Origin of the sequence: Sphingopyxis sp. BE259 (genome assembly GCF_031457495.1) — a bacterium.
GTDB lineage: Bacteria > Pseudomonadota > Alphaproteobacteria > Sphingomonadales > Sphingomonadaceae > Sphingopyxis.
Genome location: NZ_JAVDWM010000001.1, coordinates 166,630 through 185,919 on the forward strand (window position 1 = coordinate 166,630; position 19,290 = coordinate 185,919).

Sequence of the window (19,290 nt, forward strand, 5' to 3'; positions counted from 1 at the left end):
GCGTTCGGCGGGAACACAGGACGGCTTTCGGCCGAAAATCTGGGTCACCCGCGCAACACCGCCCCCACTTTCGCCGCCGCCGTGACCACCTTGTCGGCGATCGCCTTCAGTTCGGAATCGGTGAAGCTCTTGTCCACCGGCTGCAATTCGACCTCGACCGCCAGGCTCACCTGTCCCTCGGGCACGCCTTGGCCGGTGAAGCGGTCGAACAGGCGGGCATCGACAATGCTCGCCTTGTCGGCGCCGCGGATCGCGCGGACCAGATCGGCGGCGGTCAGGGTAGTTGGGGCCAGGAACGCAAAGTCGCGGCGCACCGATTGCAGCGCGGGCGGGGTGAAGGCGGCGCGCGCCGGGCCGCTCGCGCGCTTGGCCGGGATCGCGTCGAGGAAGATCTGCACCGCCATCACCGGGCCGTCGACATCGAAATGGCGGGTCAGCAGCGGGTGGAGCGCGCCGAACTCGGCGAGCACCGCCTTGGGGCCGAGGCGTAGCGTCGCCGACTGGCCGGGGTGCCAGATGCTGCCTTCGCTGACGGCTTCCATCACCTGCAAGCGGTCAGCGGGGGCGCCCGCGGCGTCGAGCAACGCCAGCGCTGCGGCCTTGGCGTCAAACGCGTCGAACGGCGCGGCCTTGCCCGTCTGCCAGCCGCGCGCGCTTTTATCGCCCGCCATCAGCACCGCCAACGTCGGATGCTCGGCATCGGCCAGATAGCGGCGGCCGATTTCGAACAGGCGGATGCTGGCTGCGCCGCGGTTCTGGTTGCGTTGCGCCGCGGCGAGCAGGCCGGGGAGCAGCGAGGGGCGCATGACCTTCAGATCTTCGCTGATCGGATTGGCGAGCGACCAGTCACCGCCGCCGAACGGCGCGGCGTCGCGGTCGCTGATGAACGACCAGGTCACCGCCTCATGGAAACCCGCCGCCGCGGCAGCGCGGCGCACACGGCGTTCGAGCATCTGTTCGGCCGTCGCAGTTGGTTTGGCTACCCCATCCGTGCGCGGCAGCGCCACCGACGCGATCGCGTCGAAGCCGGTGATGCGCGTGACTTCCTCGACCAGATCGGGCGCGCCGTCGATGTCGCGGCGCCAGCTGGGTACCGCGACCTGCCAGCGCTCGCCCTGTTCGGTGACCGAAAAGCCCAGCGCGGTCAGGATGTCCTGCTGCCGGTCGGGCGCGATCGCGATGCCGCCGAGCGTTGCCGACAGCGCGGGGTCGTAATCGACCGTCTTCACCGCGGCGGGCGGCGCCCCGGCGCGGGTGACCGCCGAGGGGGTGCCGCCGCAGATCGCCAGCACATGCGCGGTGACGATCGCAGTCGCATCGTCGAGGAAAGCCGGATCAACCCCGCGCTCGAACCGGCTGCGCGCGTCGCTGGTCAGCGCCAGCGCCTGTCCGGTCAGCGCGATGCGCTCGGGGGTGAAATAGGCGATTTCGAGCAGCACGTCGGTCGTCGTCTCGCTGCACCCGCTATGCTCGCCGCCCATGATTCCCGCGATGTCGTGGACGCCGCTGTCGTCGGCGATCACTGTCATCGTGTCGGTGAGCGTGTAAACCTTGCCGTTGAGCGCGGTGACCGTCTCGCCCGCTTTGGCGCGGCGCGCGACGAGCGGCCCGGTCAGCTTGGCACGGTCATAGATATGGCTGGGGCGACCGAGGTCGAACATCACATAATTGCTGATGTCGACGAGCGCCGAGATCGACCGCTGCCCGACCGCGTCAAGGCGGCGGCGCATCCATTCGGGGGCGATGCCGTTGGTGACGCCCGCAATGGTGCGGCCATAAAAGGCGGGGCAGCCTTCGGGATCGTCGGTACGGATTTCGGTCGCAGGGGCGCCTTGCCCCTCGATCGTCGGGACAGCGAGCGGCTTCAGCGTGCCGAGCCCGGCAGCGGCGAGATCGCGCGCGATGCCGCGCACGCCCATGCAATCCTGGCGGTTCGGGGTGATCGAAATGTCGATCACCGGGTCGCCCGCGCCGCTGTAATCGGCAAAGGGGGTTCCGATCGGCGCGTCGGCGGGCAATTCGATGATGCCGTCATGGTCGTCGCCGAGTTCGAGCTCACGCGTCGAACACATCATGCCGTTCGATTCGACCCCGCGCACTGCGGCGACCTTCAGCTCCATGCCGTTCGCGGGCACGACGGCGCCGGGCAGCCCGAGAACGCCGACCAGTCCGGCGCGCGCGTTGGGGGCGCCGCACACCACGGTCAGCGGCGCGCTGCCGTCGCCGGCATCAACGGTCAGCACCTGCAACTTGTCGGCCTGCGGATGTTTCTCGGCGGTCAGCACCTTGGCGACGCGGAAACCGGCGAGCTTCTCGGCCGGATTCTCGACGCCTTCGACCTCGTGGCCGATGCGGTTCAGGGTGTCGACAACATCGGCGACCGCGAAGTCACCATTCAGATGCTCGCGGAGCCAGTCGAGGGTGATCTTCATGCCGAAATCCCCCCACTCAGCGTCGGGACGCTTAGCGCGCCGAACCCGTAATGCGCCAACCAGCGCAGGTCGCCGTCGAAGAAGGCGCGGAGGTCGTCCATGCCATATTTCAGCATCGCCAGCCGGTCGACCCCGACCCCGAAGGCAAAGCCCTGCCACTCGTCGGGATCGAGCCCGCAGTTCGCGATGACGCGGCGGTTGACCATGCCGCTGCCGAGCAGCTCCATCCAAGCATGGCCGTCGTCGTCGCCGTGACCGCCGACGATGCGGCGGCCTTTCTCTTGCTTATAGCCGACATCGACCTCGGCCGACGGTTCGGTGAAGGGGAAATAGCTCGGGCGCAGCCGCAGCACGATGTCGTTGCGCTCGAAATAGGCTTTGAGGAACGTCTCGAGCGTCCATTTCAGATGCCCCATATGGATGCCGCGGTCGATCACCAGCCCTTCGACCTGATGAAACATCGGCGTGTGCGTCGCGTCGCTGTCGCTGCGATAGACGCGCCCCGGCGCGATGATGCGGATCGGCGGCTCCTGCGACATCATCGTGCGGATCTGCACCGGCGAAGTGTGTGTGCGCAGCAGCATCGCGCGGCCCTCGGCATCCTTGTCGGGGAAATAGAAGGTGTCGTGCATCGCGCGCGCCGGATGCGTCTCCGGAATGTTGAGCGCGGTGAAATTGCGCCAGTCGTCCTCGATCTCAGGACCGGTGGCGACGGCAAAGCCCATATCGGCAAAGATTTCGGCGAGCTCGTCCATCACCTGGCTGACCGGATGCACGCTGCCGCGCGGGGCGGTGTCTGCAGGAAGCGACATATCGATCGCCTCGGCGGCGAGCTTGATATCGAGCGCCGCGGCGTCCAGCGCGGTCTTGCGGTCGGCCAGCGCCGCGGTGACGGTTTCGCGCAGCCCGTGGATCAACGGTCCCTGCGCCTGCCGTTCGTCAGGGGTCATACCGCCCAGCGATTTGAGCAGCGCGGTGATGCTGCCCGCCTTGCCCAGTGCGGCGACGCGCAGCGCCTCAAGCGCGTCGAGGTCGCCTGCTGCCGCTATGTCGTCCACCAACCGGGTCTGGGTGGCCTGAATATCGCTCATCGTCATTTATCCTGCAGCGGCCGCGCTTCGCCCGCGCCGCCGCTTGCACCGAACGCGATGGGCGGGTCAAGTGTTTGGGGTCGCGCCCATGGGCTCAACCGCCGGGCTTGTGCAGCCCTTGCACCGCGGCGCCCGCCGCGGCGGCGCGGGCTTTGGCGGCGGCGCCCAGGATCGGTTTGGGGCGCGCGGCATATTCGCGCGGGCTCATCCCCATGAATTTGGCAAAGTCGCGGGTGAATTGCGCCTGGTCGTAATAATGATGATCCATTGTATCGATCCACGCCATCGACGGGTCGAGCATGAAGCGCGCCAGCGAGCGCAGGAAACGCTGGCGGCGCAGGAGCAGCTTCGGCGAAAAGCCGAAGGCGCGGTGGCTCAGCCGTTCGACCGAGCGTTCGGACAATCCCAGCTTGGCCGAAAGGTCGGCGACGGTCGCCAGATCATCGTCCACCAGCGCGCGGTGCGCCGCCAGGATCGCGGGATCATCGGGCGGCGCGCGATCGAGCAGGGCACAGAAATGAGCGTCGATCATCGCCGCGGCGGCATCGACGTCATTGACGCCGCGCAAGGCCTGACCCAGCGGGGCGATCGCGGCAAAAGCGGGGTGCGCAGCGCCGTCGCAAAACCGGTCGGCCAGATCGTCGGCAGGCAGCGGGATGAACTTCGCCCAGCCCAGCGGCACGATTCCGATTCCCCAGACGCGCATCGTGCCAGCGGCGAAATAGGTGGCGGTGCTGGTCGGGCCGGTGGCGATAAAGCGCGGCGTGGCGATGACCGATCCGCCGCCCACGGACGTGAGCGGCACCTCGCCGTCGACAAAGCGCAGGTTCGCCCATTCGGGATGCAGATAGTCGTCGACCCGGGTGCCCACCGGCACCGACACTTCGGTCAGATAGATCGTGCTGACATAGGACCGCAGCGCCGATGACACCGCGAAAAAACGGGTAGCGATTCGGACGTCAGTTCTATCCGGCGCAGAAGCGGTGCTTTCTGGCATCGATTGCCTCCTTGCGGGCATTAACGACGAAAAACAATATTTTGACGCTGCTGCGTGTCGGGTTTTTACAATTTTCTGCGCGCCAACTTCGTCATAGTTGCGCCAAGCAAGTTTGGAATGACGTCCAACGTCCAGATATTGTGTGAGCTTCACCCGGCCGGCAGCTTTCTGCGACCCACGGCTTTTCGGAACGGGCGGGGGGGCGATGGTTTCCACTGGAACCATTGTCGAAGCGGCGCGGAGCGAAAGCTCCGCGCCGCTTCTTCGTTTCATGTCGGCGCGTTTCGGATCGTGTCCGCAAAACCGGTCAGGCGATGAGCTTTGCGCAGTCGATCATGCGATCGGTCATTTCTTCCGCGGTCGAGCTCGCTTCACCAGTCAGCCAGCTTCGCAGCATGGCGATCTGCGCCGCGGCAATCCCCGTCGCCCGGATCGACGAAGCCATGCCCGTGGGCGCCGCGCGCTCGACATGCGGCTGGATAATCTCGGCAAGACGGCGCTGGACAATCGGACCGGCTGACGAATTCAGGATCGTCCGCCCCAGCGATCGCCGCTCCCATAAATGGCCGATCATGCCGTGGACATAGGGCCGCGCCGCGCGGCCCGATGCCGCGGTGGCGAGCGCCAGCAGGATCGGCTCCATCGCAGCCAGCAGGATGTCGTCCTTGCTGCGGAAATGTTCGTAGAATGTCGCCCGCCCCACGCCCGCTGCTGCGACCAGATCGGCGATGAGAATCATATCGTATCGCCGGTCCATGACCAATCCGACAAAGGCTTCGAGAATGGCCTGTCGCGTCCGCACGGCGCGCTGATCGGTGGAGCGTGGCTGGCGCATCGGTTCGGTATAGGCGGCCAACAGCGATAGCGCGACACCGGGGTTACTGGCGGTCCCGGACATCTGGCGGCAAGAGTCCGGCATCGCGGCCAGAGGGGCGATTGGGACTCGTCAGTCAGCGGAAACTGCGCGAGATCGGCACGACGGAAAACAAATCGGAGTCCTCATGTCTGGAAATCATCATGCCGTTGCCATCATTCCCAGCAGCGACCTCGACGCGAGCGAGGCTTTTTACAAACGGCTCGGATTCGATGTCACAAGCGACTACGGCCATTATCGCATCCTGGCCGACGGCCGCGGTTGGCATTTGCATTTGACGCTGTCGCCCGGCTGGCCGAAGCGTATCGAGGACAATCCCTTCGGCTTGTACCTTTATGTCGATGATGTGGATGCTGTCGCCGCTAGAGTGCGCGAGCTGATCATCGAGACAGGCAGTCCGAACGCCAAGCCATGGGGCACCTATGAATTTGCGGTGAGCGATCCCAGCGGCCTGCTCGTGCGCGTCGGCCGTGCCATAATCTAGCCCAACGAAAAAGGGCGGCCCCATGGGGACCGCCCTTGTTTCTGGTCGCTCGGGCGAGAAGCGTCAGGCTGCCTTGGGCAGCGCCGCTTTTGCCTGGGCGATGATCGTTCCGAAGACATTGCCTTCGTTCATCGCGAGGTCGGCCATGATTTTCCGGTCGAGATCGATCCCGGCCAGCTTCACGCCGTGCATGAACTGCGAATAGGTCAGACCTTCGGCGCGAACCGCGGCGTTGATGCGCTGGATCCACAGGCCGCGGAAATTGCGCTTCTTAACCTTGCGGTCGCGATAGGCGTATTGGCCAGCCTTTTCGACCGCCTGCTTGGCGATGCGAATGGTGTTCTTGCGACGGCCATAATAGCCCTTCGCCTGTTCCAATACGCGTTTGTGCTTGGCGCGCGTGGTGACGCCGCGTTTGATGCGTGACATGCCTTAGCGCTCCTTACTTCAGGCCGTAGGGCGCCCAGAGGCGCACATGGGCCACATCCGAATCGCTCAGCACGCTGGTGCCGCGGTTGGTGCGGATATATTTTGCATTGTGGCTGATCAGGCGGTGACGCTTGCCGGCGACGCCGTGCTTCACCTTGCCCGAGGCGGTGAATTTGAAGCGTTTCTTCACACCGCTCTTGGTCTTCATTTTGGGCATTTTGGTCTCCTTTGGAAGTCCGTTTGCGTATCGACCTGGCAGCCCTTGTCGCCAGCCGACACAATCGGAAGCGGGGCGCTTAGGGGGATTCGCCCGGAAATGCAAGCGTTGCGGGGCGGCCAACGCATCTGGCCCATCGCCGCCGGATCAATGGTGGCAGGCGAGCCCTTCGATCACGTCTTCGAGCCGCGCCGGATCACCCAATGCGATGACATGACCCTGACTGTCGGCGTTGAGCGGATCGCCGTTCCAGTCGCACATCGTCCCGCCGGCGCCCTCGACAACCGGGACCAGCGCAGCAAAATCGTGGAGTTTCAGTCCCGCCTCGACCACCAGATCGACGTGCCCGCTCGCGAGCAGGCCGTAATTATAGCAGTCGCCGCCGAAAATCAGCCGTTTGTGCGCGGTCTGCGCTGCGAGCGCCATGAAATGCTCGGCATCATGGTCGGCGAAATATTGCGGGCCGGTGGTCGCCAGCGTCGCATCGGCCAGCGCGCGGCAAGGGCGAGTGCGCGCCGGTTGGCCGTTGAACAGGGTCGGCTGTCCCAGCGCGCCGACCCAGCGCTCGCCGCTGATCGGCTGGTCGATGATGCCCAGGATCGGCCATCCGTCCTGGAGCAGCGCGATCAGGGTACCGAAAATCGGCCGCCCGGCCATGAAGCTGACGGTGCCGTCGATCGGATCGAGCACCCATTGGCGCACCGCATCGGGGCGCTCCGCACCATATTCCTCGCCGATGATCCCGTCGCGCGGTGCTTCGGCATCCAGCAGACGGCGCATCGCGGCTTCGGCAGTGCGGTCGGCCTCGGTCACCGGCGAGGCATCGGCCTTGGCTTCATGGGCAAAGGCGGCGCGGAACAGCGGGCGGATGGCGGCGCCGGCGGCGTCGGCAAGGGCGTTGGCAAGCGCAAGGTCAGAGGTAATCGACACGCTTCAGGTCAATCGAAAAGCGACGACACGCTCGATTCGTCGGCGATGCGCTTGATCGCCTCGCCGAGCAGCGGCGCGACGGTCAGCGCGCGGACCTTGGCGCTGTCGTTGACCGCATCGGTCGGCTGGATCGAGTCGGTGATCACCAGCTCGGTCAGCTCGCTCGCCTCGACGCGCGCGACCGCGCCGCCCGACAGCACGCCATGGGTGCAATAAGCGACGACGCCCTCGGCGCCCGCGGCCTTCAGCGCCCCGGCGGCGTTGCACAGCGTGCCCGCCGAATCGACGATGTCGTCGATCAGGATGCAAAAGCGCCCCTTCACGTCGCCGATGATGTTCATCACTTCGGATTCGCCAGCGCGTTCACGGCGCTTGTCGACGATCGCCAGCGGCGCGTTGTCGAGCCGCTTGGCCAGTGCGCGGGCGCGCACCACACCGCCGACGTCGGGCGACACGACCATCAGATTCTTGCCCGCAAAGCGCGCCTGAATATCGGCGCTCATCACCGGCGCGGCATAGAGATTGTCGGTCGGGATGTCGAAAAAGCCCTGGATCTGTCCGGCGTGCAGATCGATCGCCAGCACGCGGTCGGCACCCGAGGTGGTGATCAGATTGGCGACCAGCTTGGCCGAGATCGGCGTGCGCGGGCCGGGTTTGCGGTCCTGGCGGGCATAGCCGAAATAGGGGACGACGGCGGTGATGCGTTTCGCCGACGCGCGGCGCAGCGCATCGGTGATGATCAGCAATTCCATCAGATTGTCGTTGGCGGGGAAGTTGGTCGGCTGGACGATGAAGACATCTTGGCCGCGGACATTTTCATGGATTTCGACGAACACTTCCTCGTCGGCAAAGCGGCGCACGCTGGTGTCGGTCAGCGGCAGTTCCAGATAGTCCGCGATCGCGCGGGCGAGGGGCAGGTTGCTGTTGCCGGAGATCAGTTTCATGGGGTGCGCGGCCCTTTCGCGGCGGAATAGGATTGCGCGCCCCTTAGCCAGCGGGGGGCGATAGGGGAAGAGGGCATCTTGCGTTGTCGCGCCGCGTGCGCGCCACGCTACAGCCATCCAGCCGCGCGCAGCACCGGCATCATGTCGCGCGCCACCGGCACCTCGTGCCCGCCGGTCAGCGTCAGGATGGCGGTGCGGCCGTCGCGGCGCACCGCCGCGATCGCCGAGCGCGTCACCCACCAGCTGCGATGCACGTGCAGACCATCGCTGTCGCCCAGCCGTTCGATCGCATCGCGCATCCGCATAAGCACCAACTCCTCGCGGCCGTCGCCGACGACGCGCACATAATGATCCTCGCCCTTGAGCGCGCGCACCGGGCCGAAACCGGGCGCGAGCGGCAAGGCCGGGTTCAGGGAGGCTGCGGTGCCGCCGTGGGTTGCTGCGGCAGCGGGTTCCGGCGTCGGGGGCGCTGCCGGGGACGCTTTCTGTTCGGGATCAGCGGCAGGGCGGAACAGCAGATACATCGCGCCGTAGATGATCACTCCGATCACCAGCACTTGCAGATAGAGCGGACCCAGCACGGGCGATTGCAGCGCCTGACCTATCGAAGCCCGTCGCCACAGCAGCATGACGAGCAAGGTCATCGGCAGCGCGCCGACGATCAGCCCCAGCGCAATGGTGACGGCATAGGGGATGCGCGCCGCCTCGGCGAGCCAGCGCGCGACGGCGCCGAGGCCGCCGAAGATCGGATAACCACACAGGATCATCAGCGGCCACAGGATCAATCGCTGGACCAGCGGCAGTTCATAACTGCCGAACGGGCCGATCAGCGCGAGGATGATCCCGGCAACAATCATCAGGAACGTTTCGATTATGATCCGCCTCGCCATAAAGCCGGTCTGACCGCCGGTTGGCGCTTCGTCAATTGGCAGAAGGGCCGGATTCGCGAAGATTTCGGCCGTCTCGGCGAAGTCCCGATTGCCCGTGAACGACCATCGGGCATCTGGGGTGCATCGACCAGCAAGGAAATGTCCGATGACCACCCACGCCGCCGCCTCGCCGATCCACCGTCACGCCTCCGTCTTGCGCGCGGTCGTCGCGACCGCCGCGGTCACCGCGGCAGTGCTGGCGCTCGGTTATCTGATGCGCGGGCAGGGCGAGTATCGCACCCCCGCCTGGGCGCTGTGGATCCATCTGGGCACGGTGATCCCCGCGGTGCCGCTGGGCGCCTTTGTGTTGTGGGCGCCCAAGGGCACCCGCGGGCACAAGGCGGCGGGGCGGGTGTGGGCGCTGCTGATGCTGGTGACTGCGATCGACAGCTTCTGGATCCGCGGGCTGACCGGGGGCATCGGGCCGATCCATATCTTTTCGGTGATCACCCTCTATTCGATTCCGATGGGCATCTGGCACATTCGCCGCGGCAATGTGGCCGCGCATCAGCGCGCCATGCGCGGCGTCTATATCGGACTGATCGTCGCGGGTGTCTTTGCGATGATGCCGGGCCGCTTCCTCGCCCACCTCGCCTTTGGCTGAGGTTTGCAATCGCGGCGACCGGGGGTAAGGCTCGGCGGCATGAACGACGCCGCTCCAACGCTCACCATCGTGCTGGCCCAGATGACGCAGGCGGTCGGCGATCTTGCCGCCAATGCCGACGCGATGCGCGCGGTGCGGGCGCGGCATAGGCAAGCCGACCTGATCCTCTATCCCGAATTGCAATTGATCGGTTATCCGCCAGAGGACCTGGTGTTGAAGCCCGCGCTTGCCGAGCGGGCCGCGGAACTGCTCGCCGAACTCGCCGCGGATACCGCCGACGGCGGTCCGGCGATGCTCGTCGGGTCGGTCGAGCGAGACGGCGATGCGCTCTATAATATCATTGCGTTGCTCGATGGCGGCCGGATCGTCGCGACGCGGCGCAAGCATGAATTGCCCAATTACGGCACTTTCGACGAAAAGCGCGTTTTCGCTCCCGGTCCGCTCCCCGACATCGTCGAATGGCGCGGGATCAAGCTGGGCCTGCCGATCTGCGAGGACGGCTGGTTGCCCAAAGTGTCGCGGCATCTGGCCAATCAAGGCGCAGAACTGCTGATCTCGGTCAACGGCAGTCCCTATGAGATCGACAAGGACGAACGGCGGTTGAGCCAGGTGTTTGCGGGCCGGGTTGCCGAAACCGGCCTGCCATTGATCTTTCTCAACCGCATCGGCGGGCAGGACGAACTGGTGTTCGACGGCTGTTCGTTCGTGCTCAATGCTGACGGTGCTACCGCGCACCGGCTGACCGATTGGGACGCCGAGGAGCGCGTCACGCGCTGGGCCAAGGAGTCCGACGGCTGGGTGTGCGAAGCGGGCGCGATCGCCGAATGGGAGGCGCACCCGGCCGACATCTATAGCGCGATGATCCTAAGCCTGCGCGACTATGTGACGCGCAACCGCTTTCCCGGCGTCGTGCTCGGGCTGTCGGGCGGGATCGATTCGGCGATCTGCGCCGCGATCGCCGCCGACGCGCTGGGCCCCGACCGGGTGTGGTGCGTGATGATGCCCAGCCGCTTCACCAGCCAGGCGAGTCTCGACGATGCCGCGGGCTGCGCCGCGATGATCGGGTGCCGGCTCGACACGATCCCGATCGTCCCCGCGGTCGAGGCGTTCGACACGATGCTGGCGGGCAGCTTTGCCGATGTCGAGGTCGACATCACCGAGGAAAATGTCCAGTCGCGCATCCGCGGCGTGACGCTGATGGCGCTATCGAACAAATTCGGGCCGATGTTGCTGACCACGGGTAACAAGAGCGAGATGAGCGTCGGTTATGCGACGATCTATGGTGACATGGCGGGCGGCTATAACCCGCTCAAGGACGCCTATAAGATGACGGTGTTCGCGGTCGCGAAATGGCGCAATGACAATGTGCCGCGGCTGTCGCTTAACCCGGTGGCCCCGGTGATGCCTGACAGCATCATCACCAAGCCGCCGAGCGCCGAACTGCGCCCCGACCAGAAGGACGAGGACAGTCTGCCGCCCTATGCCGATCTTGACCGCATGCTGCACATGCTGGTCGAGGAGGAAGCGAGCGTCGACGATGTCGTGGCGCGGCATGGTTTCGACCGCGATGCGGTGGCGCGGATCGAACGGCTACTGATGCTCGCCGAATATAAGCGGCGTCAGGCGCCCCCGGGGGTCAAGCTGTCGACGCGCAATTTCGGTCGCGACCGGCGCTATCCGATCACCCACGGCTTTCGAACGGCCTAGCGGGCACCGGTACGTCGGCGCGGCTTCGCCACCGCTTGGGGCGACGCTAGACCACCCTGATCGGGGGCTTGCCAAAAGGGAGCGGGAGATGGGGTTTCTGGGACAGTCGGCGTCGCCGCAGCGGGCCGAACGGGCGCTCGACGTGCTACGCGTTACCGTCGCGCTGCTGATTTTGATCCACGGGCTTTTTCGTCTCGTCGCCGGCGGTGTGGCACCGTTCGGCGTCTGGCTGGAAAGCCAGGGTTTTCCGATGGGTTTTGGCTGGGCGCTGGCGGTCACCTTGTTCGAACTGACCGGCCCGATCTTGATGCTGATCCGTCGCTGGACCAGCTTCGCCGCGCTGGGCCATGCCGCGATCCTGACGCTCGGTATGCTGCTGGTGCATCGGCCCTTCGGCTGGTTCGTGGTCGGGGCAGGGCGCAATGGAATGGAATATAGCGTGATTCTGATCGTGTCGTTGCTCAGCATAGCCTGGGCCTATTGGCCGCCGCGCGGCGCGGTGCCGAAGCAGGAGCGTTGAGGACTTGGCGAACTGGCTGACCGGAATTGGCTATGTGCTGTCGATCGTCAGCGTCGCGTTGCTGGCCTGGGTCGCCTGGCCCGCGCGCGATGAAGATCGCGCGCTGGCGGGGGCAGTGATCGCAGGCGCGGCGCTGTCGGTGGTTGGCATGGCGCTACGCTGGGCCGCCCACATCGCGATGAACCGCAAGATCGCCGAAGACGACTGACGGCGGCCGATTATGCGGTTATAGGCGCGGCGATGACTGTCGTGACCCGCTTCGCCCCTTCGCCGACCGGCACCCTGCATGTCGGCAATGTCCGCACCGCGCTCCATAATTTTCTGTGGGCGAAAAAGCATGGCGGGCGCTTCCTGCTGCGGATCGACGATACCGACCTGGAGCGGTCGAAAGAAGAGCATGTCGATGCGATCCGCGCCGACCTGGCGTGGCTGGGCTTCGACATCGATGGCGAGGAACGCCAGTCGGCGCGGTTCGCGCTGTACGAGGCTGAATTCGACAAGTTGAAGGCCGCGGGGCGGGCCTATGCCTGCTATGAAACCCCCGAAGAACTCGACATCCGGCGCAAGATTCTGCTCTCGCGCGGGTTGCCGCCGGTGTATGAGCGTAAAGCCGCCGACGCGCCGGTGCCGGAGGGCGTGGCGCCGCACTGGCGCTTCCGCCTCGACCATGATGCACCGATCGAATGGACCGATATGGTTCGTGGTGATCAGCATTTCGAACCGAAAACCATGTCGGATCCGGTGGTCCGCCGCGCCGACGGCAGCTGGCTCTATCTGCTGCCGAGCGTGATCGACGACATAGCGATGGGGATTACCCATGTCGTGCGCGGCGAGGATCATGTGTCGAATACCGCGGCGCAGATCCAGATGTTCGACGCGCTGGGCGCTGTGCCGCCGCGCTTCGCCCATGAGGCGTTGCTCGTTGGCACCGAGGGCAAATTGTCGAAACGGCTCGGTTCGCTCGGCATGGCCAGCCTGCGCGATGCCGGGATCGAGCCGATCGCGCTAGCGGCTTTGCTCGCGCGGCTGGGAACCAGCGATCCCGTCGAGCCGGTGACCAGCCTGGCGCCGCTGATCGAGCATATCGATTTTGCGCGCTTCGGCCGCGCCCCGGCGCGGTTCGACGAGGCCGAGCTGGCGTTGCTCAACCAGAAGATTTTGCATCATACCGACCATGATGCAGTCGCGGACCGCCTGCCCGCCGCGATCACCGCGGCGCGCTGGCATGCGATTCGCCCGAACCTGATGACGGTTGCGGAAGCCCTGGACTGGGTGCCGGTGTTCGAGGGACCGTTGCCGCCGCCGCCGGTCGAGGACGCCGACCGGCCGGTGCTCGCCGCCGCTGCCGCCGCGGCGCCCGCGATCGACTGGAACGCCGATCCTTGGCACGCGGTGACTGCCGCGGTGAAAGCGGCGACGGGGGCCAAGGGCCGGGCGTTGTTCCTGCCGCTTCGCCGCGCGCTGACGGGCCGCGACCATGGTCCCGACATGGCCGAATTGCTGCCGCTGATCGCCAAGGATCAGGCGGTCACGCGGCTGGCTGCCGCCTAACCGACCCACGAAAAAGCGTCGCTGTTCTTGCCTACCGGGCCACTTGACAAAAGTGGTGATGATATACTATCACTGAAGCCTGACTTGGCCGACAACGGTGGTCGAAACACGGCGGGGCCGGGTCTGACAGGCAAGGAGAGATGCCATGACCCTGATACCCCTGATTTCGACCATATTGACCGCCCCCGAGGCGACGACCGCCCCGGCGGGCGCGGCGATGGCGCTGCCCCGTAACAGCTATGGCAGCGATAACCGCCGCCACCCGGTCGCCGCGGTCCTGGCCGTCGGACTGCCCGCAGCGCTGGTCGTCGCGGTGGCGCTGTCGCCGATGGTCATGGTGACGCCGCCCAAGACCGAGCCGATGCAGGGCACGTTGATCGAACTGACGAAACCGCTCGATCCGCCGCCGCAGCCGACGGAGGAGGCGCAGCCGACCGAGAAATCCGCATCGGCGACAGACACGGTGAAATCGACCATCGACATCAACCCGACGACGGACAATCGCGTGGTGGAGGGGCCGATCATTGTCGATCTTCCTCCGCTCGATCCCGGCCCCGCGGCCCGCCCCGCCGATCCGCCGCCGCAGCCCAAACTGGTCTTCGCCGAACTCGACCCGCGTTACGCCGGGGCGTTCCAGCCCGATTATCCGGCGAGCGAGCAGCGGCGCGAGATTGAGGGCGTCGCCAAGGTGCGCGTGCTGATCGGCGCCGACGGGCGGGTAAAGGCGGTCGAGCTGGTCAGCACCGATAGCCCGGGCTTCTTCGCCGAAACCAAGCGCCGCGCGCTCGCCAAATGGCGCTTCACCCCCGCGACGCGCGGCGGGGTGGCCGAAGAAAGCTGGAAGACGATGACGGTGCGGTTCGAGATCAAGTCCGCTTAGGCGCCCCACGATACCCCTCGCTGGGCGGATGGCGGCGCGCCGTCCGCCCGCTCTTTTGCTTGACAGAAGCGCCGAATCCGGTCAGAGGCGCGCGGATATTGAGGGGCGGCGCGGCTTCGCGCGGCCCTCTCATGTTTTTCACACCAACGTCGGGGCCCTAGTCCCGCCGCATCCTTCGGACCTCCGGCGGATGTGCAGATATTTCGAGGAACAGGGCCATGGCCAAGCCGACGACCGTCAAGATCAAGCTGGTGAGCACCGCCGACACGGGCTTTTTCTATGTGACGAAAAAGAACCCGCGCACGATGACCGAAAAAATGTCGGTGCGCAAATATGACCCGCGCGTGCGCAAGCATGTCGAGTTCAAGGAATCGAAGATCAAGTGACGCATCGTACCGCGCGCTGAATGCGCGCGGTCGTGGATATGCGTTATCCCGGTGAAAGCCGGTGTCCAGAAGGGCGGCCGTTCGCGCCGCCCTTTTTTGCGTGCGGACCACAGCCGCTTTGGGGTGGCGAGCTGCCATTCCCCACCCTCGTCATTCCCGCTTTCGCGGGAATGACGAAGTAAAAAACGCGTGACGTCATTTACCGGTCGCTGGCCGACATCCACGCCGGGCCATCCGCTCCCGACCCTACCAATCGCGCAACGGCCGCCGCGCGACTTCATTCTCGACGATGTTGCGGATCGCGATCAGCGTCGTGAACGAGTGAACGCCCTTGTCTTCGCCCAGCGCACGGCGGGTGAAAGCGTCATATTCCTCCATCGTGCCGACCTGGACCTTGAGCAGGAAATCATCGACGCCGGTGACGTCCCATGCCGCGGTGATCTCGGGATGCTGGCCGATCGCGCGTGCAAAATTGTCCATCGTCTGCGGCCCCGCCTGCTGCATCTGGACCAGGACGTGCATGGTCAGCGCCGATCCGGTGAGCGCCGGATTGACCACCGCAATGTCGGCGACGATTATCTTTTCGTCGCGCAGCCGCCGCAGACGGCGCAGCACCGCCGACAGCGACAACCCGACCTTCTCTGCCAGCACGCGCGCGGGCTCCAGATTATTTTCGCGGACCAGCGCGAGCAGGCGGCGGTCGAAACCATCGAGGTCGATCATTTTTCGCATCATTGACTCAATAGCGCCAAAATTGCTCACTCGCACGGTCAATTTTAGCACCAATCGCCATTTCGGCGGCGTTAGAAAGGCGTCGTTCGGGCCGCCCTCTCCCTCCCTTTGCGGCGCCGGATGCAGGAGACAAATCATGACCCACACCACCGAATCGAACCGGCTCCATCGCTTGTGGACAGCGGTGATCGATGCTTCTGCTGCGATGGTAGCGATCCGCTATGCTGCGCCGTGGAGCGAGCCGGGCGCCTCGCGCGGCGCGGACGACAAATGGCGTTGGAATGGCTGAAGTCGCGCGCCGTCACCGCCAAGGCGTTCGGCGGCGCGCCATTTTCGACGAGGATCAAAGGGGCGGCCAGCTGGCTCGCCCTTTTTTGCGCGCGCGTGGCAGGTTGGCTCGGGGTGACTTCCAGATCGTCCTCTATTTCCGTTCGTGTCGAGCGAAGTCGAGACTCCCATCGGCAGCGCATGAGGTCGGGGTGTCCGAGCTTCGCTCTACATGACCGGGATTTAAGGCACCGCTCGTCCGCAATCGGGCGCCCGCCGCGGTTCGCGCCGCCTCAGCTCAGCAGTGGCTCAAGCGCGTCCCATTCGCGGTCGACCGCGCGGCGGCCGGCATCGATCGCGGCGCGGATTTTGGCGGGGTTGAATTCGAGCGTTTCGGCGACTTCTTCCTCGGGTTCGATGATGCGGATCGGGGCGAAGCGGTAGCGCGCGATCTGGACGTCGAGCGGGCGGAGGATGCGGGCGGCCTGCACCCCGCCGATGCCCTCGCTTTGCAGCGCGCGCAGCTGCGATTCGCGCGCCGCGATCAGGTCGTTGATCAGCGCCGCGCCCGCGAGATCATTGGCCGACACCTCCGATTGCAGGATATCGACCGCACGCAGCCCGATCTTGATGAGGTTGGGAAAGGTGCGCACCGGGCCGGGGCGCGGTGCGGGCGAGGCGCGGACCGCGATCACGCCGCGCGGGTTCATGCCGAGCGCCGCGCTGAGCGGGGTCACGTCGCGCACCCCGCCGTCGACCCATTGTTCCTCGGTCCCGTCGCTCGCGCGCGTCTTGAGCGGGTCGAAAAACAGCGGCATCGCGCAGCTGGCATAGACCCAATTGTGGATGCCGGGGACATTCTCGTCGATGCTGCGGTAGGTGCCGGTGCCGAGATTGACGACGCCGAGCAACAATTTGCGGCCGCTGGCGCGCAGTTTGGCGTCGTTGGCAAAGCCCTTGAGGAGGCTTTTGAGCGGCGCGGTGTCATAGATCGCATCCTCGCCAAGCAGTCCGCCGACGACGCCGAGCGGGCGCGATTTGTAGATCGAGCTGTTGCCGCGGATCGCTAGCCAGGCGTCGAGCAGGCCCGGAACATCGTCTTGCGCGACCCCCAGCGCCTGAATCGCGCCGGTCGAAACCCCGGCGACAATATCGAGGCGAACGCCGCGGCTCACGACGAGTTCGTGGACGACGCCGACCTGAAAGGCACCCTTGGCGCCGCCGCCGCTCAAGACAATTGCCAGACCACCCGCCATGTCGTGCGCCTCCTTTGGCCACGGAAAGTTTATCGCAATATGGGCGGCACGCCCAGCGGCGAAAGGCGGATATGCGGCGAATCGCGACCCCGAATTAACCGATCCTTAGCCATGTTTGGCCACTGCCGAACGCAGTCTTGGGCCGACGCCTGAGCGTCGGCCACCTTGGCGACTACGACAAACGGATGATACGGTAGATGCAGCGGACCGAAAAAAAGGGTGAACTTTTCAAGCCTATTGGGGTCAGCGGCCTGACGGTCATGTTGTGGCTAGGATTTGTGGCAGCCAGTATTGCGATCCATCACGACGCAATCGCCAGCCTCACTTTTTGGGATCCCGATAACGCGATGCGGCTGGCGCAGGTGCGCGATCTCGCTGCCGGACAAGGCTGGTTCGATACCGTGCAGTATCGCGCCAATCCGGCGGGCGGCGGCGGTCTGATGCACTGGTCGCGCTTTATCGACGTACAGATTGTCGGGCTCACGACGCTGTTGGGCGTGTTTTTTCCTGCCGAACTCGCGGAGCGGTTGGCGCTGGCACTTTATCCGCCGCTGCTTGTTTTGCCCCTGCTGCTGCTGCTCGGTCGGATTTTGGCCATGCTGGGCGATCGGCAAGTCGTCATTTGCGGGCTGATTATCGCGTCGACGACGATTACCTTTCTTCATCATTTCGCGCCGATGAATATCGACCACCACAATTGGCAAATCCTGCTGGCGCTGACCATGTTGTGGGCGACGTTCAACGAACCGTCGTTTTCGGCTGGAATGATCGCAGCCTTTGCCGGCACTCTTTATGTCGAAATTTCGATCGAGGGCTTACCGTTTCTCGCCCTGTTCGGGGGACTTTTCGTTCTCGACTGGTCGCGCGATCCAAGCAAGAAATCTCGTTTGGTGGGGTTTTCGGTCGGTTTGCTGATTGTACCGACGCTTTGGCTGCTTGCGTTTCGCGGGCCATCCTATCTGATCCGCAGCTATTGCGACAGCTTCTCGCTGCCTTACCTCATCCCGATCGCCATAACCGCGCTTTGCCTGTTGGCGATTCTGGCCAATGCCAGATTGTCATCCGCATCGCCTGCGTTGCGCCTATCGCTCGGTGCATTGGCGGGCGGTATCGGTGCGGCCGTGTTCGCGCTTTTCTATCCGGCATGTCTTGAAGGACCCTTTGGTGATCTAGAACCGCTCGTGCGGACTTATTGGTACGATCCGATCCAGGAGGGACGCCCAATCTGGCACCAGGATCTGAGCATGGCCGTGGTTTATGGCGCGCCGACGATCGTCGGGCTGATCGCGCTGGGGTTTTCGTTGTGGAAAAGTCGCGAATCCGATGCAGCCGACGATTGGGGGCGGTTGGCACTGATCGTGCTGGTCGCGACGGTCCTGGGAATGCTGGTCATGCGGATGACGGCCGTCGCGCACGCATTCATGGTCCCGGCCTTTCCGGTACTGGCCATGGGTTTGTGGCGGTGGAGCCGCGCCAGACTGTGGGCATGGCAGCGGATCGGTGGATCGCTCGCTTTTCTGCTCGCGGTTCCGATCGTCGATGTAGCATTGGCCCTTGTGGTGGCAGGTAACGACGCGGAATCGACGGCGCGTACCGACCAGTCACTTTGCAATTTGTCGGACATGAGCGTGGCGATGGCCAGAGAGCCGGCGACCCTGCTCTTCTCCTCAATTCAGATCACGCCAGCCCTGCTCGTGGGGACGCCGCACAGCGTTGTGACGACAGGTCACCATCGTAATCATGCGACAATGAACCGCGTCCTCACCGCTTTCCTCTCGCCGCCGCCGGTCGCCAGGCCGCTGGTCGTCGCAGACGGCGCCCAATATCTGGTTGTGTGCGATAAAGAGCTCGAGAAGCTGGCGAAAGCGCGTCCCGACGGCCTTGCGGCTTATCTTTTGCATAAAAAGCCGGTCGATTGGCTCGCGCCCGAAGCGCGCTTATCGACCGGCGGCTTTCGCGTCTATCGCATCGATCGGGCATCGAATGCCGTTCAATCGCCAAATCCGAAGGCTTCTTAACCGGTTGTTAGCCATATTTGCGGCACAGCATCGCTCAGACAT

Annotated in this window: 21 protein-coding genes; 10 read left to right on the forward strand and 11 right to left on the reverse strand. The window is 65.1% G+C overall.

Annotated features, from left to right (window positions below; genetic code table 11):
* Positions 1-44: 44 nt before the first annotated feature.
* From pheT to J2X44_RS00870, 4 genes are all read right to left on the reverse strand, one after another.
* The gene (pheT, locus tag J2X44_RS00855; protein WP_310087385.1) at positions 45-2,432 is read right to left on the reverse strand and encodes a phenylalanine--tRNA ligase subunit beta; all 2,388 of its coding nucleotides are present in this window, start codon (positions 2,430-2,432) and stop codon (positions 45-47) included.
* On the reverse strand, positions 2,429-3,523 hold the full coding sequence (gene pheS / locus J2X44_RS00860) for a phenylalanine--tRNA ligase subunit alpha (protein ID WP_310087386.1): 1,095 nt from the start codon (positions 3,521-3,523) through the stop codon (positions 2,429-2,431). Before pheS ends, pheT begins: the two co-directional genes overlap by 4 nt.
* 94 nt (positions 3,524-3,617) lie before the next feature.
* The gene (locus J2X44_RS00865) at positions 3,618-4,520 is read right to left on the reverse strand and encodes an AraC family transcriptional regulator (protein ID WP_310087387.1); all 903 of its coding nucleotides are present in this window, start codon (positions 4,518-4,520) and stop codon (positions 3,618-3,620) included.
* A 307-nt stretch (positions 4,521-4,827) separates the two neighbouring features.
* A complete protein-coding gene (locus J2X44_RS00870) occupies positions 4,828-5,418 on the reverse strand; it encodes a helix-turn-helix domain-containing protein (protein ID WP_310087388.1) in 591 nt (196 codons plus the stop codon).
* 103 nt (positions 5,419-5,521) lie between these two features.
* On the opposite strand from J2X44_RS00870, the gene J2X44_RS00875 reads away from it, so the two are divergent.
* Positions 5,522-5,878, forward strand: a complete 357-nt coding sequence (locus J2X44_RS00875) for a VOC family protein (protein ID WP_310087389.1) — start codon at positions 5,522-5,524, stop codon at positions 5,876-5,878.
* 63 nt (positions 5,879-5,941) lie between these two features.
* On the opposite strand, the gene rplT is transcribed toward J2X44_RS00875, so the two are convergent.
* From rplT to J2X44_RS00900, 5 genes are all read right to left on the reverse strand, one after another.
* On the reverse strand, positions 5,942-6,307 hold the full coding sequence (gene rplT, locus J2X44_RS00880) for a 50S ribosomal protein L20 (protein ID WP_310087390.1): 366 nt from the start codon (positions 6,305-6,307) through the stop codon (positions 5,942-5,944).
* A gap of 13 nt (positions 6,308-6,320) precedes the next feature.
* Positions 6,321-6,524 carry a 50S ribosomal protein L35 gene (gene rpmI / locus J2X44_RS00885; RefSeq protein ID WP_310087391.1) on the reverse strand — a complete coding sequence of 68 codons (204 nt, stop codon included), beginning with the start codon at positions 6,522-6,524 and terminating at the stop codon, positions 6,321-6,323.
* Positions 6,525-6,671: 147 nt separating this feature from the next.
* The gene (gene hisN, locus J2X44_RS00890; protein WP_310087392.1) at positions 6,672-7,454 is read right to left on the reverse strand and encodes a histidinol-phosphatase; all 783 of its coding nucleotides are present in this window, start codon (positions 7,452-7,454) and stop codon (positions 6,672-6,674) included.
* Positions 7,455-7,462: 8 nt separating this feature from the next.
* Positions 7,463-8,398 (reverse strand): ribose-phosphate pyrophosphokinase, encoded by a 936-nt coding sequence (locus J2X44_RS00895; protein ID WP_310087393.1) that lies wholly within the window; start codon positions 8,396-8,398, stop codon positions 7,463-7,465.
* 107 nt (positions 8,399-8,505) lie between these two features.
* On the reverse strand, positions 8,506-9,288 hold the full coding sequence (locus tag J2X44_RS00900) for a LytTR family DNA-binding domain-containing protein (protein WP_310087394.1): 783 nt from the start codon (positions 9,286-9,288) through the stop codon (positions 8,506-8,508).
* 145 nt (positions 9,289-9,433) lie between these two features.
* Here J2X44_RS00900 and J2X44_RS00905 point away from each other — a divergent pair, with 145 nt between their 5' ends.
* The 7 genes from J2X44_RS00905 to rpmG all read left to right on the forward strand — a co-directional run bounded on the left by J2X44_RS00905 (position 9,434) and on the right by rpmG (position 14,975).
* On the forward strand, positions 9,434-9,931 hold the full coding sequence (locus tag J2X44_RS00905; RefSeq protein WP_310087396.1) for a DUF2306 domain-containing protein: 498 nt from the start codon (positions 9,434-9,436) through the stop codon (positions 9,929-9,931).
* Positions 9,932-9,970: 39 nt separating this feature from the next.
* Positions 9,971-11,638, forward strand: a complete 1,668-nt coding sequence (locus tag J2X44_RS00910; protein WP_310087397.1) for an NAD+ synthase — start codon at positions 9,971-9,973, stop codon at positions 11,636-11,638.
* A gap of 88 nt (positions 11,639-11,726) precedes the next feature.
* Complete coding sequence (locus J2X44_RS00915) at positions 11,727-12,158, forward strand: DoxX family protein (protein WP_310087399.1); 432 nt, start codon at positions 11,727-11,729, stop codon at positions 12,156-12,158.
* Positions 12,159-12,162: 4 nt separating this feature from the next.
* A complete protein-coding gene (locus J2X44_RS00920) occupies positions 12,163-12,366 on the forward strand; it encodes a hypothetical protein (RefSeq protein ID WP_310087400.1) in 204 nt (67 codons plus the stop codon).
* 32 nt (positions 12,367-12,398) lie between these two features.
* On the forward strand, positions 12,399-13,709 hold the full coding sequence (gltX, locus tag J2X44_RS00925; protein ID WP_310087402.1) for a glutamate--tRNA ligase: 1,311 nt from the start codon (positions 12,399-12,401) through the stop codon (positions 13,707-13,709).
* 145 nt (positions 13,710-13,854) lie between these two features.
* Positions 13,855-14,589 carry a TonB family protein gene (locus J2X44_RS00930; protein ID WP_310087403.1) on the forward strand — a complete coding sequence of 245 codons (735 nt, stop codon included), beginning with the start codon at positions 13,855-13,857 and terminating at the stop codon, positions 14,587-14,589.
* Between the two features lie 218 nt (positions 14,590-14,807).
* Complete coding sequence (rpmG, locus tag J2X44_RS00935; protein WP_058818055.1) at positions 14,808-14,975, forward strand: 50S ribosomal protein L33; 168 nt, start codon at positions 14,808-14,810, stop codon at positions 14,973-14,975.
* A gap of 246 nt (positions 14,976-15,221) precedes the next feature.
* Here the strand turns inward: rpmG and J2X44_RS00940 are convergent, their stop codons facing one another.
* The gene (locus J2X44_RS00940) at positions 15,222-15,698 is read right to left on the reverse strand and encodes an Lrp/AsnC family transcriptional regulator (RefSeq protein WP_310087404.1); all 477 of its coding nucleotides are present in this window, start codon (positions 15,696-15,698) and stop codon (positions 15,222-15,224) included.
* A gap of 145 nt (positions 15,699-15,843) precedes the next feature.
* On the opposite strand from J2X44_RS00940, the gene J2X44_RS00945 reads away from it, so the two are divergent.
* A complete protein-coding gene (locus J2X44_RS00945) occupies positions 15,844-15,996 on the forward strand; it encodes a hypothetical protein (protein WP_310087405.1) in 153 nt (50 codons plus the stop codon).
* Between the two features lie 271 nt (positions 15,997-16,267).
* On the opposite strand, the gene J2X44_RS00950 is transcribed toward J2X44_RS00945, so the two are convergent.
* Positions 16,268-17,230, reverse strand: a complete 963-nt coding sequence (locus tag J2X44_RS00950) for a patatin-like phospholipase family protein (protein ID WP_310087406.1) — start codon at positions 17,228-17,230, stop codon at positions 16,268-16,270.
* A 197-nt stretch (positions 17,231-17,427) separates the two neighbouring features.
* Here J2X44_RS00950 and J2X44_RS00955 point away from each other — a divergent pair, with 197 nt between their 5' ends.
* A complete protein-coding gene (locus J2X44_RS00955; RefSeq protein WP_310087407.1) occupies positions 17,428-19,248 on the forward strand; it encodes a hypothetical protein in 1,821 nt (606 codons plus the stop codon).
* The last annotated feature ends 42 nt before the right edge of the window (positions 19,249-19,290 follow it).